Annotated in this window: 16 protein-coding genes; 14 read left to right on the forward strand and 2 right to left on the reverse strand. The window is 36.0% G+C overall.

Going from position 1 to position 22333, the window contains the following annotated elements; translation table 11 throughout:
* The first annotated feature begins 147 nt into the window (after positions 1–147).
* The 11 genes from J7E35_RS18675 to J7E35_RS18725 all read left to right on the forward strand — a co-directional run bounded on the left by J7E35_RS18675 (position 148) and on the right by J7E35_RS18725 (position 14352).
* A complete protein-coding gene (locus J7E35_RS18675) occupies positions 148–360 on the forward strand; it encodes a type II toxin-antitoxin system Phd/YefM family antitoxin (RefSeq protein WP_214782400.1) in 213 nt (70 codons plus the stop codon).
* Between the two features lie 29 nt (positions 361–389).
* Positions 390–3080, forward strand: coding sequence for a type I restriction-modification system subunit M (locus J7E35_RS18680; protein WP_214782402.1), 2691 nt, complete (start codon positions 390–392; stop codon positions 3078–3080).
* Positions 3074–4306 (forward strand): restriction endonuclease subunit S, encoded by a 1233-nt coding sequence (locus J7E35_RS18685; protein WP_214782404.1) that lies wholly within the window; start codon positions 3074–3076, stop codon positions 4304–4306. Before J7E35_RS18680 ends, J7E35_RS18685 begins: the two co-directional genes overlap by 7 nt.
* 16 nt (positions 4307–4322) lie before the next feature.
* Positions 4323–7448: a type I restriction endonuclease subunit R gene (locus J7E35_RS18690; protein WP_214782407.1), complete on the forward strand. Its 3126-nt coding sequence runs from the start codon at positions 4323–4325 to the stop codon at positions 7446–7448.
* Positions 7441–8163 (forward strand): M48 family metallopeptidase, encoded by a 723-nt coding sequence (locus J7E35_RS18695; RefSeq protein ID WP_214782411.1) that lies wholly within the window; start codon positions 7441–7443, stop codon positions 8161–8163. Before J7E35_RS18690 ends, J7E35_RS18695 begins: the two co-directional genes overlap by 8 nt.
* A gap of 3 nt (positions 8164–8166) precedes the next feature.
* Positions 8167–9753 (forward strand): ImmA/IrrE family metallo-endopeptidase, encoded by a 1587-nt coding sequence (locus J7E35_RS18700; RefSeq protein WP_214782414.1) that lies wholly within the window; start codon positions 8167–8169, stop codon positions 9751–9753.
* Between the two features lie 299 nt (positions 9754–10052).
* On the forward strand, positions 10053–10247 hold the full coding sequence (locus tag J7E35_RS18705) for a hypothetical protein (protein WP_214782417.1): 195 nt from the start codon (positions 10053–10055) through the stop codon (positions 10245–10247).
* Positions 10248–10323: 76 nt separating this feature from the next.
* A complete protein-coding gene (locus J7E35_RS18710) occupies positions 10324–10749 on the forward strand; it encodes a phage holin family protein (protein ID WP_214782422.1) in 426 nt (141 codons plus the stop codon).
* Complete coding sequence (locus J7E35_RS18715; RefSeq protein ID WP_214782425.1) at positions 10733–11719, forward strand: N-acetylmuramoyl-L-alanine amidase; 987 nt, start codon at positions 10733–10735, stop codon at positions 11717–11719. The genes J7E35_RS18710 and J7E35_RS18715 overlap by 17 nt, the downstream gene beginning before the upstream one ends.
* Positions 11720–11795: 76 nt before the next feature.
* Positions 11796–13079, forward strand: coding sequence for a recombinase family protein (locus tag J7E35_RS18720; protein WP_214782428.1), 1284 nt, complete (start codon positions 11796–11798; stop codon positions 13077–13079).
* Positions 13024–14352: a recombinase family protein gene (locus J7E35_RS18725; RefSeq protein ID WP_214782448.1), complete on the forward strand. Its 1329-nt coding sequence runs from the start codon at positions 13024–13026 to the stop codon at positions 14350–14352. Before J7E35_RS18720 ends, J7E35_RS18725 begins: the two co-directional genes overlap by 56 nt.
* A 59-nt stretch (positions 14353–14411) precedes the next feature.
* Here J7E35_RS18725 and J7E35_RS18730 read toward each other — a convergent pair whose 3' ends face one another.
* Positions 14412–17249 carry a nuclease domain-containing protein gene (locus J7E35_RS18730; protein ID WP_214782430.1) on the reverse strand — a complete coding sequence of 946 codons (2838 nt, stop codon included), beginning with the start codon at positions 17247–17249 and terminating at the stop codon, positions 14412–14414.
* Positions 17250–17255: 6 nt separating this feature from the next.
* On the reverse strand, positions 17256–19097 hold the full coding sequence (locus J7E35_RS18735) for an AAA family ATPase (protein ID WP_214782432.1): 1842 nt from the start codon (positions 19095–19097) through the stop codon (positions 17256–17258).
* A 117-nt stretch (positions 19098–19214) separates the two neighbouring features.
* On the opposite strand from J7E35_RS18735, the gene J7E35_RS18740 reads away from it, so the two are divergent.
* The 3 genes from J7E35_RS18740 to J7E35_RS23350 are packed head-to-tail and all read left to right on the forward strand — an operon-like array spanning position 19215 to position 22296.
* On the forward strand, positions 19215–20060 hold the full coding sequence (locus J7E35_RS18740) for a hypothetical protein (protein ID WP_353050381.1): 846 nt from the start codon (positions 19215–19217) through the stop codon (positions 20058–20060).
* A gap of 53 nt (positions 20061–20113) precedes the next feature.
* Positions 20114–21091, forward strand: a complete 978-nt coding sequence (locus J7E35_RS18745; RefSeq protein ID WP_214782436.1) for a PDDEXK-like family protein — start codon at positions 20114–20116, stop codon at positions 21089–21091.
* 23 nt (positions 21092–21114) lie between these two features.
* Complete coding sequence (locus J7E35_RS23350; protein ID WP_251041082.1) at positions 21115–22296, forward strand: HNH endonuclease; 1182 nt, start codon at positions 21115–21117, stop codon at positions 22294–22296.
* The last annotated feature ends 37 nt before the right edge of the window (positions 22297–22333 follow it).

Consider the following 22333-nt stretch of genomic DNA (forward strand, 5'->3'; position numbering starts at 1 on the left):
GTAATCCACTAGACTATCGATTTTTTAGTGTTGTGAATAACCAGAAAGCAAAGACTAAGATAAAATAGTAATTATCTTTTAGGTGCAAATAACAAATTAAATAAATAGCTATACGTGTTATAATAATTAGAAAAGGTGGATTGAGATATGGGGAAAGAAGATAAAATACAAAAACAGCCAATGGAATTTTATAATATGTCAGATTTTCTCAGAGGACAATCATCAAAGTTAATCACAGGATTATCTGTCGAAGATAAAACTGCTTTTGTACTAAAAAACGGAAAACCCGTAGCTGTTCTTATCTCCCAAGAGAGATATGAAAGGTTATTAAAAGCAGGAATTGACATAACAGAATACTAATAAAATATTAAATGAGCGAGGTAAAATAAATGGCCGTGAAAAAATCAGAATTGTATTCCCTTTTATGGGATGCTTGTAACAAATTAAGAGGTGGAGTGGAGCCGTCAAGATACAAAGATTACGTACTTGTACTATTGTTTTTTAAATACGTATCAGATAGGTACAAAGGTCAACGCTTTGCCGAGTTTACAGTAAGTGAAGGTGCATCATTTGATGATTTAATTGCTGCAAAGGGCAAAAGTGATGTAGGTGAGCGAGTAGATAAGATTATTCAGAAGTTCCTAGAAGAGAACCGTCTTCAAGGTTCTTTACCTGATGTTAGTTTTAATAATCCTGATGAACTAGGTTCTGGTAAGGAACTAGTTGATAAAGTTTCTGGGCTTATTGCTATATTCCAAAACCCTGCTATCGACTTCAAAAGTAACAGAGCTAGTGGTGATGACATCATCGGAGATGCTTATGAGTATTTCATGATGAAATTTGCTCAAGAGTCTGGTAAGAGCAAGGGGCAATTCTATACGCCGAGTGAGGTATCACGTATTATTGCAAGGCTTATTGGTGTCGGTGACATTAAACAAGAAACGGGCAAAAAGTGGACGCTTCATGACCCTGCAGCGGGCAGTGGCTCTTTACTAATTCGTGCAGCAGATGAAGCTCCTATAGATGAAAATGGTGACTCTATTGTTACAATATTTGGTCAAGAAAAATATCCTGATACTGCAGGTTTGGCAAAGATGAACTTTATCCTTCACAATAAAGGTACAGGTGAAATCAAGAGTGGTAATACATTAGCAAAACCAGCATATACGGATGATTTTGGTGGACTTAAGAAGTTTGACTTTATTGTTATGAACCCACCCTTCTCAGATAAGGATTGGACTGATGGAATTAAACCATCAGAAGATAAATATAAAAGATTTGATGGTTATGGCATTCCACCAGAGAAGAATGGTGACTATGCTTGGTTTTTACATGTTTTAAAGGCATTAGAGAGTAACGGTAAGGCAGGCATTATTCTACCTCATGGTGTACTGTTTAGGGGGAATGCTGAAGAAACTATCAGAAAAGCTGTTCTTGATAAGCGCTATATCAAGGGGATCGTTGGGTTGCCTGCAAACTTATTTTATGGTACAGGAATTCCTGCTAGTATCATCATCATTGATAAAGAGAATGCTGATAAACGTGAAGGCATCTTTATGATTGATGCAAGCCGTGGATTTAAGAAAGACGGAAACAAGAACCGTCTTCGTGAACAAGACATTGAGAAAATAGTGCAAACCTTTATAAACCAAGAGAAAAATGAGGGATACTCTCACTTTATTCCCTATAAAGAAATTTTAGAAGAAAACGATGGAAGTCTATATGTGTCTCGTTATATCCAAAAAATTGATGATACGTTGCCACAAAACATCGCATCACATCTTAAGGGAGGTATTCCAGAAGCTGATATTGATTCAATAGAAAAGTTGTGGAAAATATCACCGAGGTTAAAGGAAAAGATATTTAACTGCAATGATGGGGAACACAATATCTATAACCTTGCCATGTCACCAAATGAGATAGAAACGGTTATCTCTGAAGATGATAACATCAAGAGCGAAAGGGAAAACGAGTGCGGGGAGTTATTCAGGGCTTGGAGAAATGAAGTAAAAGATGTCCTACTAAACATCAATGCAGATACAAATCCAAAAGAGTTAATCCGCAATATCGGTGTAGAAATTTTACGCGGATTTGAGTCAGCTCGACTTTTAGATAATTACGATGTGTATGACTTCCTGCTTAATTACTGGAATGAGAAACTGCAAGATGATGTATATGTTATCAAGGCTAGTGGGTATGAGGCAGGCAGTAACATTGAATATGTGTATGCTCAAAAGAAACAAAAAGATGAGAACGGTGAAACTGTATCAGTCGATGATACTTCTAAAATAAAATCTTTTGAAGGTGCGTTAATTTCACGAGAGATTATTGAACATGAGTATTTTGAAAAAGAGCTATTGGCACTTAATAAACTGATTGAAAAATCAGCATTGCTTGAATCTGAACTCGATGAAATGCGTGAAGAAGAATCCGGAGATGAAGGTTTACTTGTAAATGCCTTAAATGAAAAAGGAGACGGTATTCCTAAGGCGAATCTTAATAAGCAAATTAAGGAACTCGAAAGTAAAAAGACATCACCTGTAATGAGTGATATTACAAAGTTGCTTGAATTATTTGATGCAGGCAACACAGACGAAATGGAAAGAATCGTCAAATTGAATGGTGAGCTAAAGGGTTACGAACTTAGAAATAAGAACGGTTCATTTGGTAAAGCAAAGTTAAAAGCGGCATTAAAAGATGTAATCGACAATGCAGTAATGCCTGAACTTTATGCTGATGAATATAACGCTCTGCTTGCATATCAAACGAAGATGACAGAAAAAGAAGAAGTCGACAAAGCAGTAAAAGAAGCACAAAAAGCACTCGATGAGATAGTGCTTGCTAAATATGGGGAGTTATCAGTTGATGAAATTAAACACTTATTATTTGATAAAAAGTGGATGGCAAGACTTGAGGGTGATATTGCTGACGCAATAGATCAAGTACTCAATGCACTTGCATCAAGAGTTACTTTAATCGCAAAACGCTATGAACATACTTTAGGTGAGATTGAGGAAAAGACAGCTCATTCGAGAGTCAAGGTGAAGTCGGCCTTAGAAAGGATGGGGTACACATGGTAACTTATCCTTTAGATTGGAAAGAATGCTGCCTTAATGATGTCATTAAAATAAAAAGAGGTGCATCTCCACGTCCAATAGATAGTTATTTAACTCTCAGCTCTTCTGGAGTGAACTGGATAAAAATCGGCGATGCTCCACAAAACGGGAAATATATTGTTTCTACAGCTGAGAAAATAACAAAAGGTGGGGCTAACCATTCGGTAAGGGTATATCAAGGTGACTTCATATTGTCTAACTCCATGAGTTTTGGAAGACCTTACCTTTTAGGTATTGATGGATGTATACATGACGGATGGTTAACGCTGTACGATTTTCAAGATGAAGTCGATAAGGATTTTCTTTATTATCTTCTCTCATCTCCAGTTGTAAAAGAACAATATGCTTCTTTTGCTGCGGGTAGTGGAGTGCAAAACCTTAATAAAGAAGTGGTAAAAAAAGTACAAGTTCTATTACCTTCTCTCCCAGAACAACAATCCATCGCCTCAATCCTATCTGACTTTGATGAGCATATCGACAACTTAACCAAACTAATCGAAAAGAAAAAAGCAATCCGTGATGGTGCTTTGGAGGATTTGGTTAATGGCAAGTCAAGGCTTGATGGATTTGATGGGGAGTGGGAAGAAAAAACACTAGAAGATATTTGTATACCAAATGGACTTGTTAGAGGTCCTTTTGGCGGTTCATTAAAAAAAGATATGTTTGTAAGACAAGGCAATAAAGTATATGAGCAAAGAAATGCAATTTATAAATCTGTAAAAATAGGAAACTATTATGTTGCAGATGAAAAATATTATGAACTTTCCAGATTCGCTGTTAAAGCAAATGATTTTATTGTTAGTTGTTCTGGAACAATTGGGAAAATTTATAGAATCCCCAAGAACCATCCAAAAGGAATAATTAACCAAGCGCTATTAAAAATCACTATTGATGTCAACAAGTGCGATTTAGATTATTTTTATAAATATTTTGTATGGGATAAATTTCAACATGAAATTATTGATAATACACAAGGTGGAGCAATGAAAAATCTTGTTGGAATGGATGTTTTTAGAAACTCTTTAATACGCATGCCAAAAGATATCGCTGAACAACAAGCCATCGCCTCTGTCCTAACAGCAATGGATGAAGAAATCGAAGCTTTGGAAGTAGAAAAAGCGAAGATGGTAGGGATTAGAGAAGGTGCAATGGTCGACCTTTTAACTGGTCGTGTGCGTCTTAAGGTATAGGAGGGAGGTTAAGTTTATGTCTGTTGATTTAGAAAAAAAGTTACAAAATAAGGTTGTCCACTGGCTAATAGATGAAGAGAAAGATGGTGGATTAGGTTACACATATCTTGGCAATCTTGAAGACCAAGACAACACACCAATTAAAGAGGATTTGCTAAAGAAGAATCTTGAAAAGCGTGGGTACAAAAAAGACCAAATTTCAAAGGCGGTAACTGAACTTGTTTCAAAAGCAAGCAATCAGGTAGACAGGCTTTATCAAATTAATAATGAAGTTTATTCTCTTCTTCGTTATGGCAAGCAAGGTGTCAAAGATGAAAATAGAAATCGTCAAACGGTGCATTATATTGATTGGGAGAATGTAGAAAATAATGATTTTTATGTTGCTGAAGAAGTAAGCGTTCGTTGCTTTGATCATGTGACAAGAAAACGCCCCGATGTAGTGCTATATATAAACGGCATCGCTCTGGGTGTGTTTGAATTAAAGCGTTCATGCGTAAGCATTGGCGAGGGCATCCGTCAAAACCTTACTAACCAAAAGAAAGAGTATATTCAAAGTTTCTTTAGCACTGCTCAGTTACTTTTTGCTGGTAACGAAGCAGAGGGCCTCAAGTATGGGACAATCGAAACTTCTGAGAAGTATTATCTAAAGTGGAAAGAAGACTTAAAAGCGACAGACAATCTATCTGCTACAGTCAAAAATATTCAATCTAAAGAAAAAAACAAGCTAAGAGATGCAATCGTTTCTCTTTGCCAAAAAGAACGCTTTTTGTCGTTGATACACGACTTCATTATCTTTGATGCAGGTGTGAAGAAGGTAGCTAGGCATAATCAATACTTCGCCAATATCGCAGCTAGAAAAAGGATTCTTTCAGATGAAGGCGGTATTATCTGGAACACCCAAGGTTCAGGCAAGTCCCTAATTATGGTCTGGCTTACCAAGTGGATTATTGAAAATGTAGCAGATAGCCGTGTAGTCATTATTACAGACCGTGACGAACTTGATGACCAAATAGAGAGCTTGTTTATTGATGTTAACGAGAAAGTAAAAAGAGCAAAGAGTACATCCGATTTAAGGGATTTACTAAATAAAAATGAAGATTCTATCATATGCTCTTTGATTCATAAGTATGGACATAATGCAGGTAAACAATCTGATGTGGATCAGTACCGTAAAGAATTATTAAAAAATTTGCCTGCTGATTTTAAAGCAAAAGGAAACATTATTGCTTTTATCGACGAATGTCACCGCACAAATTCTGGAAAGTTGCACGAGGCTGTTAAGGTGCTAATGCCAGAAGCGTTACTTATCGGTTTTACAGGTACACCACTTTTGAAAAAAGATAAATCTACTAGTATTGAAACTTTTGGTCCATATATCCATACCTATAAATTTAATGAGGGCGTTGAGGATGGAGTGGTTCTTGACTTGCGTTATGAGGCAAGAGATGTTGACCAAGATTTAAGCAATAATAAAAAGGTTGATATATGGTTCGATAATAAGACCACAGGCTTAACGGATAGAGCGAAGACAAAACTAAAGCAAAGTTGGACTTCTATCAATAAGTTGTACAGTTCAAGACAAAGACTTGAAAAGATTGCTGGCGATATCATCTTCGATATGAACTTAAAACCACGTCTTAAAAACGACCGTGGAACAGCTATGCTTGTTGCAAATAGTATTTACGAGGCTTGCAGATACTGGGATATTTTTACGAGTAACGGCTTTAATAGATGTGCAATTGTTACTTCGTATGATGCTTCTGATGCAAGTGTTAGAACTGCTACAAGCGACTTAAATCAAGAAGGCGAAGAAGAGTACAAGAAGTCTATTTATGAGCGTATGCTTAGAGGTGAAAAACTGTCTCAGTTCGAAAAAGAAGTAAAGGAGCAATTCAAAAAAACCCCTGCCAAAATGAAACTTCTTATTGTGGTGGATAAACTTTTGACAGGTTTCGATGCTCCAAGTGCGACATACTTATACATCGATAAATCCATGCGAGACCATGACTTGTTCCAAGCAATATGTAGAGTGAATAGACCAGATGGCGAGGATAAAGACTATGGTTATATCGTAGATTATATGGACTTATTCCGTAATGTGCAGCTTGCGGTTGCTGATTATACAACTGAGGCGTTTGATAACTTTGATAAAGAAGATGTTGAAGGACTTATTAAAAATCGTTATGATGAGGCGAAATCTGAAATGGTAGGTGCAATTGCATCGCTTAAGGATTTGCTTGAAAATGTAAATGCACCAAAAGAGGATACAGATTATATTGAATATTTCTGTGGTGAAAATAGCGAGGATGATGAGAATATAGGTCGTAGAGATATATTTTACACTTTAACTGCCTCTCTGACTCGTTCCTTTGCGAATTGTTGTGATAAACTTGTGAGCGACTATGGTTATTCAGACAATCAAGTGAAACAGCTTAGAAGTAATATTGCTGGATATAATAAAATAAAGGAAATGGTTAAACTTGCAAGCTGTGATTATATCGACCTAAAGCCTTACGAAGCTGATATGCGTTATATCCTTGATACTTACATCCGTGCCGATGATTCTAAAATAGTAAGTGAACTTGGCAACATGTCATTGGTTGAGTTACTACTAGACAACACAACTACAACGCCAATAGATGCATTGGTGAAAGAACTTCCAGGAAATGATAACGCTAAGGCTGAGACCATTGAAAATAACTTGCAACATGAAATCGTCAAGAAGATGTCTTCAAATAAGGTCTACTATGGTAAGCTATCGGAAATGCTACAAGTAATTATTGACCAAAGACGGATTGAGGCTATGAGTTATGAGGAGTACCTGCGTCAAGTTGTAGAATTAGCACAGGCGATTTTACATCCGGAAGAAAATTCTGGATATCCTGATGCTGTTAAAAATAGCGAAGCCAGAAGAGCTTTCTTTGATTACTTTGATAGAGATGAAAAACTGGCTGTAAATATTGACAGTGCTATCCGTCATGCAATACGCCCTGATTGGAAGAGGAATTTCCAAAAACAACAAAATATTAGACTTGCTATATATCAAAATCTATTGGTAAATGGTTATGACGAAGACGAAGCAACTGAAAAAACCAATGCCGTCTTTGATATAGTTGGAAGGCAGGTAGAATACGATGAGTAATGAAGCAATAATTGGTGGTATGCCAATAGAAATTATCAAAAAGAAAAACCTTAAAAATCTTTATATAAGAGTTAATCCTCCAGAAGGTAATGTAACCGTCAGCACTCCTAGTGATTATCCTGATGAAGAAATAAGGCTTTTTGTTTTAAAGAAAATGCCAGAGATCACCAAGGTGAGAGATAGGATGCTGTCACAACCACGTCAAACTGAACGTGAATATGTTTCTGGCGAATCACATTATTTATGGGGAAAGCCCTATCGTTTGCAAGTCGTTTATGAAGGAAACAAATATGAGATTAAAAAACTACCAAATAAAATTATTTTAACTGCACCCGAAAGATCAACTAAAGAATCTAGGGAGAGTGCTTTTAACGATTGGTACAGAGAAGAACTTAAACGAGTCTTGAATGGTGTTATTTCAAGGTGCGAGTCAAAGACAAATCTACATGCTAATGAATACAAAATTAAGAACATGAGGACAAAGTGGGGCACTTGTAATATTGATAAGAAAAGAATATGGATTAATTTGCAACTTGCTAAAAAGCCAGTTGAATGCCTTGAGTATGTAGTTATTCATGAACTGGTACACTTGATAGAAAAGAATCACACTCATAGATTCCATGCACTTGTTGAGGAGTTCTACCCTACTTGGAAAGAGGCAAGAAAGCTATTAGCAGAGATGCCTTTAGATTATATGGAAAAAGGAGAAGGGTAGAGAATGAAAAGCAAAATAACAACAAGTGATATTTTTGATATAAATAGAAAATCAGGTGCTTTGATTCTTGGTAAAAACAGACTTGATGACTATGCAACTAAATTTCTAAATAAATATTGTAAAGAGGCATTGGTTAATCCAATGCCTCTTCCAGTCGATGAGATACTTCAGGAAATGGGACTCACAGTACAAGAAGTTTCCCTATCTAGTAATTTGGACGTTTTTGGTTGCTGTTTGCTACTTGATGCACATATAGATGTTTATAACCGGGAAACAAGACAATATACATCAACTGCCTTTAATGCCGGAACTGTATTAATCGATCCCTTCTCTGAAGCTGTCTATGGTGAAGGCTCGAAAAGAAATACACTAATTCATGAGGCACTGCATTGGGAAAAAGATAAGAGATATTTTGAAATCCTTGAGATGAAAAATAAAAATGCATCTGAAAAGCTATACCCTATTTTATGCCGTCAATCCGAGACTTTCTTTACACCATCTGAAGGAAAGAACTCAAAGGAAAATGAAGTAAGGTGGCTGGAATGGCAGGCACATAGAATAGCACCAAGGGTCCTGATGCCAAAAAATAGCTTTAAAAAGAAAGCGCTAGAATTTATTCAGCAATATAAAATGGCTGGAGAGAACGCTATTTTATCCTGTGACGATTTAATTGATGATTTAAGTAGCTTCTTTATAACGTCACGGTTATCAGTAAAATATAGATTGATTGAGGTTGGTCTTAAAGATACAATTTCAGAGTTTGTAGACTATGAAGATGTCTATGAAGAAATCAATAGCGAGAAAGACTTTGTCAAATTAACTCCAGTAGAAGCACTAAAGATTATTGATGAAGATTCAGTTCTTAAACGATGGATAAGTGAGGGACGATTTGTATTTGCTGACGGGTACTTTGTGCTTGCTGATAACCAGTATGTAATACAAAAAGATGGATTTCTTCATTTAACCGCTAAGGCAAAAAAGAATCTTGCGAAATGTGTTATAAATATTCGGGAGCAAAAGTTCACTACATATACAAATACTGACAAAGATTTGCTTGGTTATGCGGCACTTAGAAGGATTGAAGGAGTTGATAGCAGGCTCCTTACATTTCACCCCAAATATCAGTCTTCTTTAAAATATGAACCGGAAGAGGCTTATAAAGCATTTTATAAACAATTAGCTTCTTATGACGAACAAGAAGAAATTGAACTTATGAAGATGATAGGAGATCCGACTAGATCTCTTTGTGAGTGTTTATGGTTTTTAATGCAGAACAGAAAATGGAATTATCCAGAACAGTTTAATGAGCAAACTGGATTAAATAAAAATTATCATGGAAAAATTAAAAATAACAAGCATAACAACATGACTACTAGTGTTTTGATTGCAATTTGTGTAGGTATGAAATTAAGTTTTAGAATAACTGAAAAATTGTTTTGTAAGTCAAAGAATAAACTCGACTATTATAATGACCCCGACAAGACCTATATTCGTATAATGGAGATGATGCCAGGACTTTCTCTTAATGAGTTTAATGGTGTTCTAGAGCATTGTGGTATCCAGGAATTAGGTAGTGAAATAAAAAATTGAAAACTCGTTAACTCGTGAGTTGGTTTTGAACCCCGGAAGGGGTTCTTTTTTTATGCTCAAATTCGGAAAAACCCTGTATATAAGCAATAAGAGCCAACTCAGTGAGTTGGTCGTGAAAATATAAAATTTTTTATATTTATAGATGTAAGTCAAAAGTCTTACGAAATTTTAAGTACGTCTAACACTGGCCAGGAGGAAGACGGCGGATACATTAGGAGGGAAGATTAAACCATGAGCAAAACCAAACTAATGCTTGATATCGTGAATGACTTACGAAATGTAGCAGGAAGTATTGAAGGATGGCAGACTGGGGAAAATATGCTCTCTTTAACGAGAGTATGCTTTATGTGTCAGTAGACGGCCTGACATGGGAAGGTGTGGAGCAACCGGGATTTACTACTTCAACCTATGACACATTTGGCGGTGCTATTTATATTTCTGGGGATGGCTTTTATGTGAAGGCAAGTGGTTATGTTTATTATGCGCAGTATTAGAATGGAAAACTCAAGAACCTTGTCGGGTTCTTTTTTTAATAGATACGAAGTTAGATAGTCGGGAGGGAATTGGAGAATGAAAGAGTTGTGGACATATATGCAAGTAGTAGTTGCAACAGTTGGTGGTTGGTTCGGGTGGGCTCTTGGTGGCTTTGATGGATTTTTGTATGCACTTATTGCTTTCGTAGTAATTGATTATATTACCGGCCTTATGAGTGCGATTATAGAAAAGCGCCTTTCTAGTGAAATTGGAGCAAAAGGTATTTTTAAGAAGGTACTTATTTTCTTCTTAGTAGGAGTTGCTCATATTATAGATAGCCAGATTATTGGTGACGGTAGTGCTATTCGCACAGCGGTTATCTTTTTCTATCTCTCAAATGAAGGGATCAGCATTATCGAAAATGCTTCAAGAATTGGGTTGCCTGTTCCTGAAAAACTAAAGGATATACTAGCTCAGCTGAAAGGAAAAAAGGGAGATGGTAAAGATGAAACTAAATACTAGATTCATGACAAAAAACGATTGTTATAAAGCAGGAAGAAAGATTTCACCCCAAGGGATAATGATTCATTCCACAGCGACACCCGGTGTGATGGCTGCAGATTGGTTTAGTCGCTGGAATAAATCATACCAAGCGGGTGAAACAAGCAGGCAGGTTTGTGTTCATGCCTTTGTTGATCATAAAGAAGTGTGGCAGTATCTACCATGGAATCACCGAGGATGGCATTCCGGTGGCAGAGCCAATAACACGCATATTGGAATTGAAATTTGTGAACCTGGTGGCTTTTCTTATGGTAGTGGATCTACAATGGTTGGCTATGATACCAAAAAGAATGAGGTCTATTTTAGAAAAGCCTGGAACAATACTGTAGAGCTTTGTGTTCAGTTGTGTAAAACCTATAATCTCACTGAACGAGATATCATTTGTCATTCAGAAGGACACAAGAAGGGGATTGCGAGTAATCACTCTGATGTGATGCACTGGTTACCTAAACATGGTGAGAGTATGGATACTTTTCGTGCTGCGGTTAGGTCAGCATTAAATGATACAAATGCTGGTCCAGAATCATCGACTAGCATTAAGGTTGGGGATGTGGTAGAAGTTAAATCTTCGGTAACTAAGTATTTCCCCGGTGGAGCAACCATTCCTTCTTGGGTCAAAACAGGTTCGTATCACAAAGTGACCCAGATTGATTCAAATGGAAAACCAGTTATTAAAGGTGGAAAGACTTGTGTTCTACTAGGAAAAACTATAGATAAAAACAATGGCAAAGAATCTGCTGGGATCATGAGTTGGATTAGTGAAGATGCCGTCAAAATTATTCACAGTTTAACTAGTGAAACTAGAAAATCTTCTAATACACCAAAATACTACCGAGTGCAGGTAGGTGCATTTTCAGAAAAAGATAAGGCAGAATCGATGGTTAAGAAGCTGAAAGTAGCGGGCTTTGACGGGTTTGTTAAGTATGAATAATGGCTCTATTAACTTGACTATTTAGGCCTTCAGAGTGATATATGTTAGTACCAAATTGATAGAAAGGAGGTCTAAAATGCGGGTTAGAATCATAGAACCAACTGTACAGAAAGAATCGAAGAAAAGAGTATGTGCATATGCTCGAGTTTCAACTGACCATGAGAAACAAGGTGAGTCGTTAGACAACCAAATTAGTTATTATGAAAGGCTGATTGGGACAAACCCAGAATATGAATTCGTAGGGGTGTTTGCAGATCGAGGAATTAGCGGTACTACTGAAAACCGCCCGGAGTTTAAGAGAATGTTAGAACTCGCAAATCAAGGTGAAATAGACCTCATTATTACTAAATCCATTTCGAGGTTTGCAAGAAATACAACAGTGATGCTAAAAACTGTTAGAGAACTTAAAAATATATGTGTGGAAATAAGGTTTGAAAAAGAGAATATCAATACATTATCGGGGGACGGAGAGTTAATGCTTACCGTCCTCTCTTCTTTTGCCCAGGAAGAAAGTAAAAATATAAGTGAGAATACCAAATGGGCAATAAAGAAAAAGTTTGAACGAGGGGAACTAATGATAAACACAAATAGGTTCCTCGGCTATGATAAGAACGAACATGGAGAACTGATAATAAATGAAAACGAGGCAGAGATAGTAAGGAGGATTTTTGAGAATTATCTAAAGGGGAAAGGGGCCTTTACGATAGCTAAAGAATTAAATGCAGCTTACATTCCTACAGTGGCAGGTGGGACATGGCAGGAAAGTACAATCTTGAATATTCTTAAAAACGAAAAATATAAAGGAGCCGCAATATTGCAGAAATACTATACCCCAGACCATTTAAGGAGAGGGACCGTTCGAAATAATGGTAAAGTGGATAGCTATTACATTGAAGAAAACCATCCACCGATTATTTCAGAAAAAATGTGGGATGAAGTTCAGAAAGAGATGAAGTCTAGGGCTGAAGCTAAGGGGAACGTGGGAGATCCAACAAAGTACCAAAAAAGATATCCCCTAACAGGAAAGTTGTTCTGTGGAAAGTGTGGTTCAACGTTAAAAAGGCGAACTTGGAATAGCAAACTTCCATGTAGAAAAATTGTATGGCAATGCAGCAATTATATTAAAAATGGAAAGAATGCGTGTTCAGGAACATCGATTGATGGCGAGGTTGTTGGAAGGCTCAATATAAAAGAAGAAACTATTGTGAAGGAGGTTATAAAGGATGGCAAGAAACATTACAGTTATTCCAGCAATGGCAACCATTCCGAACAACTCAGAACAGTTAGAGCCACAGAAAAAGAGAATGGCAGCCTATTGCAGAGTATCGACAGACCAATTAGAACAGTTATCAAGTTATGAGGCCCAGGTAGAATATTATACAACTTACATTACCAACCACCCGGATTATGAACTTGCAGGGATATATGCAGATGAAGGAATTTCAGGAACCAACACGAAGAAGCGTGAACAGTTTAATAAAATGATTAAAGACTGTAAGAATCGAAAAATTGACATGATTATAACCAAATCTATATCGCGCTTTGCAAGAAATACTCTAGACTGCTTGAATTTTGTAAGGCAGCTAAAGGATCTAGGGATTGGTATTATTTTTGAGAAAGAAAACATTAATACGTTAGATGCCAAGGGTGAGGTTTTGTTAAGTATCCTTTCAAGCCTTGCACAAGATGAAAGTAGATCTATTTCGGAGAACTCTACCTGGGGAATCAGGCGACGGTTTGAACAAGGGAAGGTAGCAGTGAATCATATCAAATTCCTTGGTTATGACAAGGACGAGGATGGCAACCTTATCATTAATGAGAATCAAGCTAAGATAGTTAGAAGGATTTATAAAGACTATCTGGATGGGAAAGGGCCAAATAGGATAGCAAGAGAACTGGAGGAAGAGAATATTCCAAACTGGAACGGCAAAGCCAAATGGTATGAAGGCAGCATAAGAAAGATGCTTAGCAATGAGAAGTATAAAGGGGATGCTCTTCTTCAGAAGACTTATACGGTCGACTTCCTGACGAAAAAGAGAGTACAAAATACCGGACAAATTCCAAGATACTATGTTGAAGAAAGTCATCCTGCAATCATACCAAAAGATATGTGGGAAGCGGTACAGCTAGAGATGGAGAAAAGGCGGGCCTTTGCAGAGAAACATGGGATTGTAAAAGTTGATTATGCTACGGTTGAGAATCCTTTTGCAGGAAGAGTTATATGTGGCCATTGTGGCAGCCCATTTGGAAGGAAGGTTTGGAACTCTACAAACGAAACGCTTCGAAGAAAAATATGGAGATGCAACAAAAAATATACCATTAAAGGTGAAAAGAGTTGTGGGAATAAACATATTGATGATAGAACTTTATACCAGGCATTTATAGATGTATTTAACGCCATTTTAGAAAACAAGGAACACTTTATAAATAAGTGGAGCCAGCAAGATAGCCACGATCTCCTTCAAAAATATAAAAAAGAACAGTTTAATGAACTTTTTAGGGAAGCTATTCCATTATCAGAGTTTGACATAGATTTATACTTTAAACTCATTGAAAAAATAACGGTGTTTAACGGAGAAAAAATTATTGTGACTTTGCTAGATGGTACAGAAGTTGAGTGCCAAATTGAATAAAAAGGCTTGGAATAATATCCAAGCCTTTGAACTAATTGTTATTATGCAATCTTTTCAGATTACCATGGTAGATCATCATCAAAATTGATGACTTCTGGTGGTGGTTCCAATAAAGTTGTTATTAGTTGGGGAGTTGCTTGTGTTGGTCGGCCATCTCCGCAACTTGGACATATAACGTACCATTTTCTACGACTTTCTACTTGTAGATGGTAGTTATTCATGTGCTTTACAAGTTTATGACGATTAGAGCGGCAGTGTACCTTCACCCAGAATTCATTACATTTTTTGCATGTATAATAGTATTTTGGGTACCCACCTTGAGTTAGAAGTTGACGCTCATGTACTTCTTCAGCCTCTCCACAATTCCAACATACTTTATGCTCACCGAGATGGTATTCCATAATTAATCGGAACCAATTTTTAAAAACATAGGTTTTAGAAGGTATCATATAAATAGAACCGTACTTATGTGCCTTCTCGTTACTTAAATTAGTGTTAAAAAGCGATTCATTATACATGACATGGTATGGGTTATACTTATCTTCAGCGTTTTCGGAAATTGCTATATCAGAATGTATAATACCAGATGACAAAATTGGAGCTTGCCACTTTGAATCAATCGGTTGCATGTTTCCGTATTTATTAATTGCAATATCAATAATATCCTCTACCCACTGTTCCGTTCCCTGTGAATTATAATTTCGATATTTTGCATCTAAAACAACAATCCCCAAAGATCTATTATCCTTTTTAAATTTCAGAACGAAGTCTGGTGTAAGGTATTGGCTAAAAGGTAAATCTATTTTTGGCTCATAATAGAGTTCAACTTGCCAATGCTGCCAATAGAGTGTAACAGAGAAATTTTGAAGCCCTTTTTGATTTCCAACGAGTAAGTAGTCATCTAAGCAGGCAGTCACATCTTTATAACCATCTAACCTCCAGCCTATTTCCTTAGTTAGTAGGTATAAAATTTTATAAAGAGTCCAAACTTCGAAAATATGCTCTACTTTTCCTGTACTAATCTGTCGTTGATGCTGTTCTACATATAATGATGCGGAAAGCTCATGCTTAATCCGTTTGACTGCTTGCCATGCTACACGGTAGGTTGGATTATGCAAGAATACTTGAGTTGGTCTTATTGGGAGTCGTTCATTTAAATTAAGTGTTGAAAATAAAGGTAACATCAATAAACTCTGTGCAGTTTCTCGTAACTCATCAAACTCCGCAGCAGCACTATGAATTTCTTCTTTAAATTTGGTAAGTGCCTGGAGTTTCTCAAGTTGCTTTAAACGCATAAACGCTTCTTCACTTTGGTCTGCACCATGCATCATAACCGGTAATTCGTTATCTAAAAAATCTAGGAGAGAAACTCTATCTTCCGGAACAAGTATTTCGTTACCGTTTACGTGAATGCTAGAAATATGCACAAAGTCAAATGTATAATCATAAAAATTATCAAGTCTTGGAGTGGCGACAGCATCAACACCATTAGGTTGTGGTCGCACAAATCCACCAATATTAATGGTTCTAGGTCGATGCTCTGATTGTATTTGTGCTTCTTCACAGAAAGCCTTATAAAATCTGATTTGGGACCGTACATGATTACTACCAAGTTGGATTGTACCAAAATGGCTATTTGGAACCTGTGGTATTCGGCCAAAAGGAGTCTCGATAGCATAGTTTCTGATCGTTAATTGATGTTCACGTCTATCATACTTTAATTGTGCTCTCATTCCATGAACGGATTGATGATGATAATAGTGATTACTATTCGTAAATATGCCATTCATCTCAAGTGTTAGTTCAACATATTGGGTATCACGTACTGTATTTGGATTTGCTGTAAAGTTTGCTATATCTTTGATATTCTCGCGAATACTGCTTTCTTCATCTAAGTATCGTTGCATATCCTGTGTTAACTTACTATGTATCCTGTTGTATGTATTTATATCTTCTATCTTATCAACAGAACCAAGTAATCTTTGAATTTCTAAATCACTTTTACGGAAATGCATTTCACGCTCATTTATTACATTACGTAATAGAGACTTTGTTGTAATTTCATTTGAACCCATTGCAGCTGCATATCGAATTAAATCTTCTAATAGTTGTTTTATTAGCTTATTCTCATACGTAGCGACCATAGGTTTGAGAGATCGACTTCGATAATTTGGTTTTCCAGGATTCATATATTGTTCAATTTCCATACGAAGGTCAAAGCGTCCGTGACTCTGCGGCTTTTTCTTCGTCGTATGCAATTCTAGTACTGTATGTGGGTTAGCATTAATCTGTTTAATTGCAGTTGTTAGTTTTTTTAATTGTTCCTGCAGTTCCATCACAACTTTATTTGAACTAATTGCAACTTTGGCAACATTTCGGTCATCTCGTACAAAATCCTCCCGGATTCTGTATAGATCGGCGATTATCTCTTCATAATCCTCAATTGGTAAGGAGGATGGAACAAAGTGGATGGCGGCAAAATTGTTAGGTTGACCATTTGCTGTACAGCTTAACTTCGCTGTTCCTGCATTTGTTAGTCCAGTTAAAATACTAGATTCTTCATAAAGATAATAGCTCTTGCGCTTCTTATTTGAAAAAAGCGTTGGTTCAAACCAAATGTTCTTGTCGGAATGATAAACAAAATTATGACTAGATTTTTCGTCGGGTGAAATAATAGAAACTTTTTCAACATTGTTATCCTTATCAACGAAGCGAACACCAATTTGTCGCATGAAATTTTCATTTTGGCTGCGATAATGGTTTGGAATAACCCACTCTTCTTTATTTTTTCTTGCAATTTTATCGCCAATATCTATAGATTTTATCGGCAGTAGTTTTTGGTTTGGTTTTACGCTATGGTCATACCTCACCTTGATCATGAATAACTCTACATACATGCCTTATCAACTCCAATATGAGTATAAGCCAGTTTGTTCAAATCTTTGCTGCATTTTTTTGAGTTTTCTCTTACTTAATAATTCATCTTTTACATGACGCTCAACTACTTCTATTAATCTTGTAATTAGCTGTTCATCATCTACCATTTCATGAATCCTAGGTAAAAGTTTCATTATTGTAATATCATCCGCTAGTTGCTTAGTAGAAATTCCTAGGTTTTTCGCAGCTACGTAGTACAATAAAATATGTCTTTCTACACGTTCATTATATTCGATATGCCAGTTTTTAAGTTCTTGTTGTATATCCTTTACTGCTTCACGTAATTGATTAGAGATTCTTGGTGTTTCTGTTGTATTGGTTGTAAAGTACTGGGCAGAAATATCGTACTGTCCAATTTTTGAAACTGATGCTACTTTTTCACTATCCTGACGATAAAGTGGGATGACAAAGCTACGATCAATTACTTTTGGGCTTAGAGCTTGTACAGCACCATCCACATTCATTGTTCCTATAATACGAACATTTTGAGGAATATTAAGAATCGGCGCGTATCGTTTCAAATTTTCAAATCTAGTAACCATCTCATAATGTGCTAACGAATCCATTTGAATCTTTCTTAAGGCTTCCTCAATTTCTAGTGTTTCTTCTTGAGACATTCTTTGAATGAACCATCTTATTTCATTCATATTTTGTTCGTATTCAAAATCACTATATAAACGAAGCTTTCCATCTTCTAATTCCCTTATACTAAGTACATCAGCTAAATAGTATTCGATCTGTGCAAGGTTCATTTCATCTAAACAAATAAAGTATAGCTTATCCTCATTTTGCTTCGCTTCGATAAGACAATCTAAAAATGCAGAAGGTACATATAGTTTTCTAATAGGATTATAAAAGCCAAGTAAATCTTGTTTATCAGTCCAGCTTGGCTGAACCGGAATTATTTCATACTTTGCATTAATAATCGACGCCAGCTGCTTTACAATTGTTGTCTTTCCAGTGCCTGAGGGTCCAGACAAGATAATCATTTGCTCTGTCATTAGTGCTAGTAATAGCTGACGTAATGTTTTTTCTTCATAATGATAGCCACGAGCACTAAGTTGTCCTTGGATACCTTTAAGTAATTCCGAAGTTGATGCTGGTGTCTCTAGAAATGTTTCATTTATCTTTTCAGTTTGTACTCCAGATTGCTCATCTAATACAAAACCTAGTTTTCTAAGTTTTTCTTGAAGTGAATTGAGATTTAGTTTTGTTTTTTCTAAAAGGTCTTCTTGCCTCTCCATATATGAAAGCTGTTGATTATTTTCTTCAAATTTTTTATTGAGATTTTCTATATCATTTTCAATTTTAGCTTTTATGATATCCGCTGCAACATCAACAAATCGGCTTTCTCCGTCTTTATACAGGGATGGCTTTGCTAAAGCGATAATACCTAAGTCCTCTTTGTTCATTCCGATTAAATCAAAGATTTCATCAGTATCTTCAATTTGGTAGACATCATTATAGCTGGTATTAAATATATTCCCTTTTTTTACCTCATTATCAAATTCAGTGAGTGTAACCTTTGCAGCAACTAATATACCATCTTCATAGTGTGTTGCCTTTCCCTTTGTTCGGCAAAAAATAGATAGTGGACGACTAAAATCACTAAAAATTTGAGACTCCAAAACTACTCCTGTATACGGGTTGATCAATTGTTCTATAAAGAAAAATGGTTTTTCTTCAAAAGGATTTCTTACACGTCCAATAAGCCAGAAATCTTCTAACTGTGCTCTATCCAATATGTATGATTCTCTATTATTAGACGATAATTCTGCAAACGCTTCTATAGTAATAGCCTCAATCATCTATAAGCCCCCAATAAAATGTATATAGTTTGATTTTATCATAAATACTCATACTAATTTCCTACATATACCAAAAAACTGTTAAAATAAAATAGTATACCTACATATTAAAATGAGGTGTTAGGATTGCTTACAATTGAAGAATATGTTGCAAGGAGAAAAAGAGAAGATAAGATAGATGAATTTAATATAGATGAACGAAATGAAAACATGAGACTGTGCGTTAATTACATCTTTGAATACTTTAATAATTACTTAAATATTACAGAGGCTGAAGAAAAAACCGCACTAAAAGACGAGAAATTAACTAAATATCAACAGCAACTGAAGGAATACGATCCAGAAATAATTGACTGGTTAACAGGTATTTATTCTGAGTATGGTAAGCAGATACACAAGAACATTGGAAATATTTTAAAGGAAGATGAGTTCTTTTTTCTATACAGCTCTGATAAAGAATTTAGGTCGGTATCCTATGACTCTTATTCGAAGTTGATTAAAAAGCATCCTTATATAAAGGATCAAACAGAGATGTTGTTTTTATTTATTAAGGATTATCACAGGGTAATGAGTCAGAGGGGAATGCAAAGTGAGAGTGTTTTCATTTCAGCTGAAATAAATGAATGGATACAAAAAACGTGGACAAAGTACCAGGTTAATCTGCATGAATTTTCCTTCCAGTGGGTGAATTACTTCTGGGACAATGACAATTTATGGCCAGCTTCTCATAGGAAAAAGAGTACTACTAATTATAGGAAATACGATTATGATTATAAGCAAAAAAGCAATTTGTTTAATTTAGATTCTCTTTATAGGAAAATGCCGAAAAAGTCATATACAAAAGGAAGAAAACAGGAATTTGAGATACTGATGATGTATTACTGGCTCCATGAATTAAATGGTGATGAAGATTATTGGCAGGAATATCTTTCTAAGACATTGCCTTACTTGCAATCGGAATAAATAAAATGGGTGATTAGCTAGAATATTATATTAAATCACTGGAGGCGAGACTTTTGCCAAGTTTTAAATTACACGGGAGAGATGTTAATAGCATTTTTCAGTTAATGGGCTACAAAGAGAATGATATTAGTCATAGTACTGCCTGGGTATTAAGTAAATGTGGCTCTATGCTTGAAATTTTTATAAAGGATGTTTGTGGAGTAGTTGGTTTCAACAAGGAGAACGTTGAGATATGTGTACAGGAATATGACAAAGGTTCTGGCATTACGGATATTGAGATTAGAGATGATAAAGATTTTTTCATAATAGTCGAAGCTAAGCGGGGATGGGTCCTTCCTTCAAAGGGGCAGTTACTTAAGTACGCGAATCGCGAATCTTTTAAAAAGAGTTATGCAAAGAACAAGGTGATTGTAACCCTTTCAGAATGTTCGAGAGAGTATGCGTATCATAATTTAGAAATAAAAGATGCGAATGGTATTCCAATTAAGCATGTATCGTGGAAAGATGTTCATGATTTTACTGCAGCTGCCTATTCATCTTCTTCCAATTCAGAAAAAAAGCTACTAAAGGAGTTGCAGGTTTATTTAAGGGGGTTAGTGACAATGCAAAATCAAAATTCAAATGAAGTATATGTTGTATCACTTGGTTCTGGTAAGCCAGATGATTGCTCATTGACCTGGATTGGTATAGTGAAGAAAAAGAATAAATATTTTCATCCAATGGGTGGTAGTGGCTGGCCAAAAGAACCACCAAATTACATAGCATTCAGGTACGTTGGAAAGCTCCAATCAATCCACCATATAGAAGAATATGATGTTTCAACTAACCCACACAATAATATACCTGAAATGCCGGATAGGGAATGGGAACCACACTTTATTTATTCCCTAGGTCCTGCAATCAAGCCGTCAAAAGAAGTCAAGACGGGAAAGATTTATCCAAGTGGTCGAGTGTGGTGTCATTTAGATACATTACTTACATGCGATACTATTTCAGATGCTAGAGACCTAACAAAGAAAAGAATGGAGTAAAGTCTTTAACGGGAGGTGTCGAAATGATTACACTTACTACAGATCAAATAAAACTTGCAGAACAACTATTAATTACTGTGAAGAAAAGGGAGCCTATTGTGGAGTATAAGGAGTTGGGAGACAGAGTCTCACCACCAATTCACCATCGGCAGGTTCCAAGGAATATTGGAGTTGTTTCGGAACTGTGTTTTCAGCTTGGGTTACCTTTTCTATCAGCAAAGGTTGTAACTAAAGGAGTAAATGAGGCAGGTGCAGGTTTTTATAAACTTTGCACAGAGTATTTTCCTGAAGCAAAGAAGCTAACCCCTAAAGAGGTGTTTTCTGAAGAACTGAAAAAAATTAGAGAATGTACCGAATGGTATAAGCTTGCAGATTATTTACATATTAATATTGATTTGCCAAGGCCGACTTCGAAAAATGATTCGCCGCCATCTATAAGGATATTACCCATGAATAGTAGAGAAGAATTTCCTGAAATGAGCATAGAGGATGTTCAAAAGAACTATTTCTTAGGTAACCTTATTGATAATCGAGAAGGCCTGTATTACTTTAGAAAAACCGGAATGAATGCAACTGAGGGTTGTCTAGTACTCTTTCAATTTGATAATTTGATTATTGCATCGGCAAATCTCCAGAACATTGAAAAGTATGATAGTCCAATTGAGGGACAATATTATGGAGCTTATAAATTTGATATAAACACGGTCAGAATCTTTCAACCTATTACGATAGCAGAACTAAATAAGATTGACAGTAGTCTAACTAGATTTTCACAGTCGAAACAGGAAATTAATGTTTCATATTGGCCTGAAATTGATAGTCTGATAAAAAGAAAGCAAATGACTCTTATGGCAGAAGAATTGCCGGCACAAGAATCTCCTAAGCTTAAAGAAGGAGCAAAGAAGCAGGTTTTGGTTAATTCATATGAAAGAAATTACAAAGCAAGACAACAATGTATAGACCATTATGGTTGTCACTGTTCAGTTTGTGGATTTGATTTTGCTAAGTTTTATGGGGACGAATTTGAAGGGAAAATTCATGTTCATCATCTGAGAGCACTATCTGAAGTTAATGAGGAATATGAGGTGGATCCAATAATTGATCTACGTCCAGTATGTCCAAACTGCCATTTAGCTCTTCACTCCAAAGTTGGGGATAAGCCTTATACAATAGAAGAATTGAAAGAAAAAATCTACAGAAATTAATCTTTGAATTAGAGGGGTTAAGTTTATGATATCTAAT

The organism is Bacillus sp. ISL-45 (genome assembly GCF_018613195.1).
GTDB lineage: Bacteria > Bacillota > Bacilli > Bacillales > Cytobacillaceae > Mesobacillus.

What these genes read in the sequence shown, in the direction of transcription:
- J7E35_RS18700 (WP_214782414.1), top strand. Translation starts at nt 8,167, where the DNA reads ATGAAAAGCAAAATAACAACAAGTGATATTTTTGATATAAATAGAAAA.
- J7E35_RS18685 (WP_214782404.1), top strand. Translation starts at nt 3,074, where the DNA reads ATGGTAACTTATCCTTTAGATTGGAAAGAATGCTGCCTTAATGATGTC.
- J7E35_RS18725 (WP_214782448.1), top strand. Translation starts at nt 13,024, where the DNA reads ATGGCAGCCTATTGCAGAGTATCGACAGACCAATTAGAACAGTTATCA.
- J7E35_RS18675 (WP_214782400.1), top strand. Translation starts at nt 148, where the DNA reads ATGGGGAAAGAAGATAAAATACAAAAACAGCCAATGGAATTTTATAAT.
- J7E35_RS18710 (WP_214782422.1), top strand. Translation starts at nt 10,324, where the DNA reads ATGAAAGAGTTGTGGACATATATGCAAGTAGTAGTTGCAACAGTTGGT.
- J7E35_RS18715 (WP_214782425.1), top strand. Translation starts at nt 10,733, where the DNA reads ATGAAACTAAATACTAGATTCATGACAAAAAACGATTGTTATAAAGCA.
- J7E35_RS23350 (WP_251041082.1), top strand. Translation starts at nt 21,115, where the DNA reads ATGATTACACTTACTACAGATCAAATAAAACTTGCAGAACAACTATTA.
- J7E35_RS18705 (WP_214782417.1), top strand. Translation starts at nt 10,053, where the DNA reads ATGGCAGACTGGGGAAAATATGCTCTCTTTAACGAGAGTATGCTTTAT.
- J7E35_RS18730 (WP_214782430.1), bottom strand. Translation starts at nt 17,249, where the DNA reads ATGTATGTAGAGTTATTCATGATCAAGGTGAGGTATGACCATAGCGTA.
- J7E35_RS18695 (WP_214782411.1), top strand. Translation starts at nt 7,441, where the DNA reads ATGAGTAATGAAGCAATAATTGGTGGTATGCCAATAGAAATTATCAAA.
- J7E35_RS18735 (WP_214782432.1), bottom strand. Translation starts at nt 19,097, where the DNA reads ATGATTGAGGCTATTACTATAGAAGCGTTTGCAGAATTATCGTCTAAT.
- J7E35_RS18690 (WP_214782407.1), top strand. Translation starts at nt 4,323, where the DNA reads ATGTCTGTTGATTTAGAAAAAAAGTTACAAAATAAGGTTGTCCACTGG.
- J7E35_RS18720 (WP_214782428.1), top strand. Translation starts at nt 11,796, where the DNA reads ATGCGGGTTAGAATCATAGAACCAACTGTACAGAAAGAATCGAAGAAA.
- J7E35_RS18680 (WP_214782402.1), top strand. Translation starts at nt 390, where the DNA reads ATGGCCGTGAAAAAATCAGAATTGTATTCCCTTTTATGGGATGCTTGT.